The 7909-nt window shown below is 32.6% G+C and carries 10 protein-coding genes; 2 read left to right on the top strand and 8 right to left on the bottom strand.

All coding sequences use genetic code 11. The annotated features are described in order from the left end of the window. Window positions 1-550: IS3 family transposase (locus tag RMO83_RS07320; protein ID WP_310559021.1), on the top strand; the 550-nt coding region annotated here is incomplete at its 5' end. Between the two features lie 190 nt (window positions 551-740). Then, window positions 741-965 carry a helix-turn-helix transcriptional regulator gene (locus RMO83_RS07325; RefSeq protein ID WP_310559030.1) on the top strand — a complete coding sequence of 75 codons (225 nt, stop codon included), beginning with the start codon at window positions 741-743 and terminating at the stop codon, window positions 963-965. A 3-nt stretch (window positions 966-968) separates the two neighbouring features. Here the strand turns inward: RMO83_RS07325 and RMO83_RS07330 are convergent, their stop codons facing one another. The 8 genes from RMO83_RS07330 to RMO83_RS07365 form a co-directional block, all read right to left on the bottom strand. Further along, window positions 969-1280 (bottom strand): hypothetical protein, encoded by a 312-nt coding sequence (locus RMO83_RS07330; RefSeq protein WP_310559022.1) that lies wholly within the window; start codon window positions 1278-1280, stop codon window positions 969-971. Next, complete coding sequence (locus RMO83_RS07335) at window positions 1280-1834, bottom strand: hypothetical protein (protein WP_310559023.1); 555 nt, start codon at window positions 1832-1834, stop codon at window positions 1280-1282. Before RMO83_RS07335 ends, RMO83_RS07330 begins: the two co-directional genes overlap by 1 nt. Window positions 1835-1909: 75 nt before the next feature. After that, window positions 1910-2125, bottom strand: a complete 216-nt coding sequence (locus tag RMO83_RS07340) for a hypothetical protein (protein WP_310559024.1) — start codon at window positions 2123-2125, stop codon at window positions 1910-1912. Further along, on the bottom strand, window positions 2125-2745 hold the full coding sequence (locus RMO83_RS07345) for a hypothetical protein (RefSeq protein WP_310559025.1): 621 nt from the start codon (window positions 2743-2745) through the stop codon (window positions 2125-2127). The genes RMO83_RS07340 and RMO83_RS07345 overlap by 1 nt, the downstream gene beginning before the upstream one ends. A gap of 7 nt (window positions 2746-2752) precedes the next feature. Then, window positions 2753-3370, bottom strand: a complete 618-nt coding sequence (locus RMO83_RS07350; protein WP_310559026.1) for a hypothetical protein — start codon at window positions 3368-3370, stop codon at window positions 2753-2755. A 31-nt stretch (window positions 3371-3401) separates the two neighbouring features. After that, entirely contained in the window at window positions 3402-4043 is a 642-nt protein-coding gene (locus tag RMO83_RS07355) for a hypothetical protein (protein ID WP_310559027.1), read from the bottom strand. Then, window positions 4040-6910: a 3-coathanger stack domain-containing protein gene (locus RMO83_RS07360; protein WP_310559028.1), complete on the bottom strand. Its 2871-nt coding sequence runs from the start codon at window positions 6908-6910 to the stop codon at window positions 4040-4042. Before RMO83_RS07360 ends, RMO83_RS07355 begins: the two co-directional genes overlap by 4 nt. 2 nt (window positions 6911-6912) lie before the next feature. Then, window positions 6913-7909: hypothetical protein (locus RMO83_RS07365; protein ID WP_310559029.1), on the bottom strand; the 997-nt coding region annotated here is incomplete at its 5' end.

Genomic DNA, 7909 nt, shown 5'->3' on the forward strand with positions numbered 1-7909 from the left:
TTCTGAAAATATATTAGATAGAAAATTTTCAGCAGAAAAGCCAGCCCAAAAATGGGTTTCAGATATAACCTATATTTCTACCTTGGAAGGTTGGTTATACCTCACAACTGTAATCGATTTATATGATAGAAAGATAATTGGCTGGTCGCTTTCAACAGGAATGAAAACAACGGAAACAATAATAAAAGCATGGCGAATGGCAGTTTTAAATCGTCCCTTGAATGGGGAATTAATTTTTCATTCAGATAGAGGAGTTCAATATGCGTCAGTTAATTTTAGAAATGTATTAAATGTAAATTCAGAAATAATTCAAAGTATGTCTAGAAAAGGAAATTGCTGGGATAATGCAGTGGCTGAGAGCTTTTTTAAAACATTAAAAAAAGAATGTGTGTACCAAAATAAATTCAAAACAATCCAAGAAGCTAAACTTAAAGTTTTTGATTACATTGAACAATTCTATAATAAAAACAGAATTCATAGTGCCTTAAAAAATAAAACAATTGAAAATTTTGTGGCGGAGCAAAAAAGGAATTACCTTCGCTGCGCATAGTTTAATAATGACTCCGGAAAAGCTAGGCAATTCCAGAAAATATGTTTTTGAACTATGGTTTCAAATAAACAGTTTTATAAGTTAATATTATTCTGATTTTTAATACTGAATAGTTAAAGCAAATATATTGAAAAATTACAATCGGATTATTATATCCGAAAATATTTTTCAATGACGTGCACTTTTGGATGTGGTTAAAGAGGAACATCAACAATTTTTAAATAAATTAGGCAAGCGAATTGGAGTAATTCGTGCATCTCAAAAATTGACTAAGGTTCAACTTGCTTTTGAGTTAAATACTGGAGAGAAATATATTCGAGAACTAGAAAAAGGTAATATAAATCCTACAACAACAACATTGTTAAAATTGGCTGAAGCCCCAGATTTTGAAATTACTACTTTCTTTGCCGAATAATACTTATTTAAGGTAATTCTTTCTCTTGTCAATCATTGCAATAGAATTTTCAGGTCTAACAACGCGAATACTGTATGTTCTTCCCGATTTTTGTTTAATTGAAACCATAGCCTCACCATTGCTGTTTAAAGTTCCACTTGCTTCAGTTCGGTATTTTTCTCCGTTGACGGTTGTGCGTGAAGAAACAACCACATATTCCAAACCGGCATACGGCAAGCCAGTTGCTGCGTTTTTGGCTATGATTTTTACTTCTTTGGTTTTGCCACACGAAGCAATTAGGAAAAGTAGAATGAATAATTGACTCCTAAACTTCATTAATAATTGATTTCATACAGTAATTCTTCACCATTGCTGAGAAAAATAGTGTCATTAAAAGTAGTTTCTACATTATTTTTTGTAACTTTCCATGTGAAAAACCAATTACCCATTGGAATTTGAGCAAATTCAGTCATTGTATAATCAACACATCCAATTTGTGAAGCGGGTGCTGTAAATCCATAATAATTTGTTAAATCCGTATTTCTTTCTAACACTATTTTATCATTTACGTCAAAACAAGATATGTTATTTAATCGAAACTTTAAAAAAGCACATTCTGCAAATTCAAAGGTAAAAGTTCCATTCACATCATACGGACTATCAAAAAACTGGGTAATTTGTTTGTTGTAACACGTATTTTCTGGCTCAACAACGCGAATACTGTATGTTCTTCCCGATTTTTGTTTAATTGAAACCATCGCCTCCCCATTGCTGTTTAAAGTTCCACTTGCTTCAGTTCGGTATTTTTTCTCCGTTGGCGGTTGTGCGTGAAGAAACAACCACGTACTCCAAACCAGCATACGGCAAACCAGTTGCTGGATTTTTAGCATTGATTTTTACTTCTTTGTTCTTGCTGCAAGATGTGAGAATAAAAAAGATTAGTGATATAAAAAATATAGTTTTCATTAATAATCGATTGTAATAATTTTGTACTCTCCTGGTATTAGGTTTATTGTGTCATAATAAGTATTCGTTATGCCTAATTTAGTAACCTCCACGTACTCCAAACCAGCATACGGCAAACCAGTTGCTGCATTTTTAGCATTGATTTTTACTTCTTTTGTTTTACCACAAGACGAAAAAACAAAAATAACAACAAAGATAAAAAATAGATTATTCATTAATAATTTATTGTTAAAACCTTATACTCACCTGGATTAAAGGTAATACTATCAATTCCTTCTTCTAGAACTCCCGATCTATTTACCTGCCATTTGAAAAACCTTTTACCAGATGGAACTTTAAAGTAATCACCAGTTGTATTTGAATAGCAACCTAAAACGTCTACAGACCAACTTGACCATTCAGTGTAAGTATATCGATCCATAATATTGAAAATATCATTGGCTCCTTGACAATTTACATTTACAATTTCTTGCTTAAGATAAGCACATTCTGCAAACTCAAAGGTAAAAGTGCCATTTACATCAAAAGGACTATCAAAAAACTGGGTAATTTGTTTGTTGTAACAGGTATTTTCTGGTTCAACAACTCGAATACTGTATGTTCTTCCAGATTTTTGTTTGATTGAAACCATCGCCTCCCCATTGCTGTTTAAAGTTCCACTTGCTTCTGTTCGGTATTTTTCTTCGTTTGCGGTTGTGCGTGAAGAAACAACAACATATTCCAAACCAGCATAATGTTCACCAGTTACTGGATTCAAAGCTACTATGTGAATGTTTTCTTCTTTTTTACAGGAGAATAAAAGAAGTAATGAAACATAAAGGATAATAAATCTCATTAATAATTTATTGTGAAATTAAAATGTTCATTTTCATTAATAAAAAAAGAGAGTCATGATATGTAGTTATCCCCCCTCTAGTAACTTCCCATTTTGCTTCCCAATTACCATAAGGTATCATCGATTCACTAAAAGTGTTCGTATAACAACCCAATTTCTCAGTGGGTATAATATTAGTATAATTTGGTATATAAGTTGGTTGTAAATCAAATACTATTTTATCAGTAGCACCTTGGCAATTAACATTATTTACTGAAAGTGTTAAATAAGCACATTCTGCAAACTCAAAGGTAAAAGTGCCATTTACATCAAAAGGACTATCAAAAAACCGGGTAATTTGTTTGTTGTAACACGTATTTTCTGGTTCTACAACTCGAATACTGTATGTTCTTCCCGATTTTTGTTTAATTGAAACCATCGCCTCACCATTGCTGTTTAATGTCCCATTTGCTTCAGTTCGGTATTTTTCTCCGTTGGCGGTTGTGCGAGAAGAAACAACCACGTACTCCAAACCAGCATAAGGAGCCCCTGTTGCTGCGTTTTTGGCAAGAATTTTTACTTCTTTGCTTTTGCCGCAGGATGTTAGAATAAAAAAGATTAATGATATAAAAAACAGTTTTTTCAAAGTACTATGATTTGTTATCTATTCTTATGTTTTAATAATCAATAGTGAATGTTTTTTGCTCACTTGGTAAAAAAAATAGGGTATCAAAATAGGTGGTAGTGACTCCAAGTCTTGTAACCTCCCACTTCCAGTACATTTCTCCTTCTGGGACTTGTGAAAAATCAGTACTCAAAAAATTATAACATCCGTTACCTTCTATTGATAATGCACCAATTAGATTTGGGCCTTGACCTCCTACTTGCCTACCAAAATAAAACAACTTAAAATTATCACTAGGCCCTTGACAATTGATATTATTAATATTAAATTTCAAAAAAGCACATTCTGCAAATTCAAAGGTAAAAGTGCCATTTACATCAAAAGGACTATCAAAAAACTGGGTAATTTGTTTGTTGTAACAGGTATTATCTGGCTCAACGACACGAATACTGTATGTTCTTCCCGATTTTTGTTTGATTGAAACCATCGCCTCACCGTTGCTGTTTAAAGTTCCACTAGCTTCAGTTCGGTATTTTTCTCCGTTGGCGGTTGTTCGTGAAGAAACAACAACATATTCCAAACCGGCATACGGCAAGCCAGTTGCTGCGTTTTTGGCTATGATTTTTACTTCTTTGGTTTTGCCACAAGACGAAAAAACAAAAATTATTAATGTTAATAAAAAAATATTTTTCATAGTATGATGATTTGTTTTATTAGTTTATGTCCTAAATTGGATTGGTAATGTAAAAAATAAATCCCAGTGTCCAATTTTACCTCAGATTTGTAATTGGAAGGTACACTATTTTTTTGAATAAGAGCTCCAATTGAATTGACAATTTCAAAATCACCCTCTAAGTTAACAGGGAAAAGTACTGTAACTTCAGCTTTTGATGGATTAGGATAAATGGAGATTTCAATGCGTTCATTTTCTATCTTTTGAACGCTTTGTGACACATTATTCTCATTAAACATAACTTCTTTTGAAATTTTTGATTCATTTTGAGTATTTTGTGCACTTTTACCTCCCACTGGATAACAATCATATTCAATGTATGCATGAAATTCACTACCTTGTTGGGAATGAAACCCAGGTTTTAAGTTGATTTCTTGACCTGCATAAACTGTAATATTACCCGTTGCTTCTATCACATAATCGCCCGGATCTGTTTTAGGTGTTACCAGACTCCCTATCGTTAATTTATTTTGTGCCTTGTACCAAGCTTTATAGGTGAAATTTGGATCCCACTGAACATGATTATTACCAATTGTTTTATTCTGAAGAAACACATTTTGAGCTTCCACTTCATTCACTATAAATTCAGTCGTATAGTCTAAATAACTAGGGTCATAACTGCCTGGTGTGTCATCATTTGCATCTTCTACTGTTTCTATCAATTTTATATGGTCATAAGTTTGTGGATCACAGTAAACTGCTTCAAAGGGAGTGATGTTGAAATGATCTGAAGGATGTCCTAAATTGGGATATCCATGAGTTTCAGATTCATCAATTCCAATTATGAAATTAAATTTATTATACATCAATCTCTCATCTTTTAAATTGTAATGCAAGTTCCCCAAGCCCCAAATGTCTTTATTAATAGCAAGGGCAGAAACCATTGGGAGGAAACCCATGTGATTTTCATAATGTCTCTGGCCCAAAAGAAAAAAAGCATTCGACCTCAACACAAAACATGCACCTGTTGGTGCTTTATCATAAAATTCGTCTTTAAACCCACTTTGACTCATTTCGTATTCTTCGCCATATTCAGCACGAAAATCTTTGTTGTAAATAGTAATTGGAATACCCAAAGTTACAATTTGGTCTTTGATTCTAAATAAGGTGTGATCTGGTGCGTATTTTGCTGCATAGAGACGTCTTAGCTTGTAATTTAGACCGAAATAACCAACTGTAAGTCCATTCTGAGAAAATAATAACTTACCCGGATTCAAATTATATAGTTCATTATAATCTTGTGTATTACTTCCAGTTGATACTGCAATGTTTCGTGTAAATGTTGGAAAAGATCTTCGTGTATCTGTTAGAGAAGTAAATTGATGATTGAATCCATTTGTTAGAGAATTTACAAATTGAGTTCTTCTGCAAGTTATATCTGGATAAATACGAACAATATTGGTTCCTGCTTGTGGAATAAAATCGGAACCTACTACATGAGCGATTGACATATCTTGTGAAGCTTCATCAATTAATGCAGCAAAAGAAAGATAAGCAAAAATATTGGATTCACTAAATAATGAGTAAACTAATTGTGTAAACATTGGAATATTTGCTCCTAAATGTGGACTATCATAAGGTACAAATAAACGGGTGTGGTGATGTGGTGATCCACTTTCCATGTGGTCTTTTTCCATTTTCTTTAGTGCATATCGAGTGATCTGTCCTCCCATACTGTATCCTATAACAATATTTTCCCAATTTTCATTTGGAAAACCCTCAGCTTTATTTTGATTGATCATCGTTATGTATTCAGAAACTGCCTGAGCTGCAAGTTCTAAACTTTCATTTCCAGGTTGAAGTTTAATGAAAAAGACATCATAACCTAAATCAGAAAGTTTATTAAACAAATTACCTACGTTAAATTGAGTAAAATATTTCTGCATTGAGAAAGGTTGAATACTTGGTCTATAAGGTGGAATGATAATAATTGGTCTTCTTGCATAGGTTGTTTCATTTCCACAACCTAAAATAGTTCCAATTTCAAAATCAATAGGTGTGCTATTACTGTAAGAAGTTACATATTCCCAATATGTGCCATTACTCTTTTCAACTTCTTCACCTTTAGTAGTCAAATAAAAAGTAAGAGTATCATAAACTAAAGTGTCATTTCTCAGATAATCAAATGCTAACGTTCCAATTAATGAATCAGTAGTTCGGTCGTATTCAATTAGATTGTTTATTGAATTAAAAGGTACAAATCCATTGCCTACATTTATAGATAAATGTAAATTTGAAATATCATCACTGATACTAATCAAGTCGGGTACATACTTAATATTACCTTTTAAATAACCACTTTCTGGATAGAACTCAATCAATGTGCCAGATTTCAATTGTATTTTCGAATAAAAATCTTCTTCATTGTCTAAAGGAATTAAAGAAAAATTATTTCGTGAAAAATTTGAATCTATGTATGAATTAGAATCTATGATACTTACATTGTGAAGCAAAAAACCAAAAGGTTGAATTAAAACATCTTCGACACTCGTTGATTCATTGTTTGCAAATTCAGTATTTATAAAATCTCCTAATTGTTTAACCGACATTAATTTTGTGCTGTCAATATATGAATAAGCGATATCCTGATACAAAGAGAAAAATTCAACTATAGAATGAATTTGAGAATAATTACCTTTTATCTGATTAATGGTTATTTCGTTTGAAGAGAAAGAACGATTGAGTAAATTCGCATCATATAAATTAGGATTTAATTCGCTAAAAACTATATCTGCAACCTTTCTCAAATTCTCTTCATACAAGGTATCACTCTGCCCCCATCCGTGCACTCCCACACAGATGAAGAAAATAACTAGCCAATTTTTCATGTCTATTTATTTTGCGTTTGTAACAATAAAATTTGCTCTTGCTGTGCTTTTAATAATTCGGCTTGGGCTTTCAATAATTCTTCTTGCTTTTTCAAGTTTTCTTCCATCTGAATCATGTAAAGCGTCATTTCTTCCACTTTTTCTAACAAGATTTTATTTCCTTCACCTAAATTCAAGCCGTTTTCTTCAATTTCCTTTGCACTCGGAACATTTGGTAAATGCTTGTTTTCTATAATAAATTGCTTCACTTCTGAAAGTGGACGTAATTTGTAAGTTGGTTCAAAGACATAATCAGGCCAAGCAACATCTAAGTTCACTTTCACTTCATGTGCGTACACCAATCCATTTGCATTGACTTGAAAAGTTTTATATCCTAAATGATTTTGAACAACGATTGCTTTAGTATTTGGCATAGCCGGATTAGTCCGAATGTGTAATTTTGCATTTACTGGTTTTATACCTATTCCAACCATTGGATCAGGAATACAAGTAGTTTGTCTTACAAATACTTTTCCTGGGTTACTTTCCCAATATAAGTTCGGTGTTCCAATTGAACCATCAGGCAATACAAAGCAATCAGTAGGTCCTCCACTAGCAGCCTCTACATTTATTAGTCCTTGAAGTAATTTAGCAGAACCCTTTTCTAATTTTCCTGTTTGCGGATTCATAACCAAAATATAAGGTAAATTAAGTGTATCCAAGGAAGCGGAATCTAGTGCAGTAGCAAAAATATCATCTCTTAAATAGGTGCTCCCATTCACATCCAATTTCCCTTCAGGATCTTCTGTTCCAATTCCTACTTTTCCAGAATTAGAATTATTAATTATGGTGTTCTGCAATAACGAAGACATTGAATTAATATACAAAGGTGTACTAAAAGACGCTAGTTCATTGCGTGTTCCATCTGCAGGATTATATCCCTCCATTAACATACCTGTATTTCTAAATAACAATCGATCACTTGCAATAGCAACATCAGAAATAATGACTTTTTGAGTT

Source organism: Flavobacterium sp. (assembly GCF_031423415.1).
GTDB lineage: Bacteria > Bacteroidota > Bacteroidia > Flavobacteriales > Flavobacteriaceae > Flavobacterium.

Coding starts and splice junctions, on each gene's coding strand:
- RMO83_RS07330 (WP_310559022.1), bottom strand. CDS start 1,280: ATGAAGTTTAGGAGTCAATTATTCATTCTACTTTTCCTAATTGCTTCG.
- RMO83_RS07335 (WP_310559023.1), bottom strand. CDS start 1,834: ATGCTAAAAATCCAGCAACTGGTTTGCCGTATGCTGGTTTGGAGTACG.
- RMO83_RS07340 (WP_310559024.1), bottom strand. CDS start 2,125: ATGAATAATCTATTTTTTATCTTTGTTGTTATTTTTGTTTTTTCGTCT.
- RMO83_RS07345 (WP_310559025.1), bottom strand. CDS start 2,745: ATGAGATTTATTATCCTTTATGTTTCATTACTTCTTTTATTCTCCTGT.
- RMO83_RS07355 (WP_310559027.1), bottom strand. CDS start 4,043: ATGAAAAATATTTTTTTATTAACATTAATAATTTTTGTTTTTTCGTCT.
- RMO83_RS07360 (WP_310559028.1), bottom strand. CDS start 6,910: ATGAAAAATTGGCTAGTTATTTTCTTCATCTGTGTGGGAGTGCACGGA.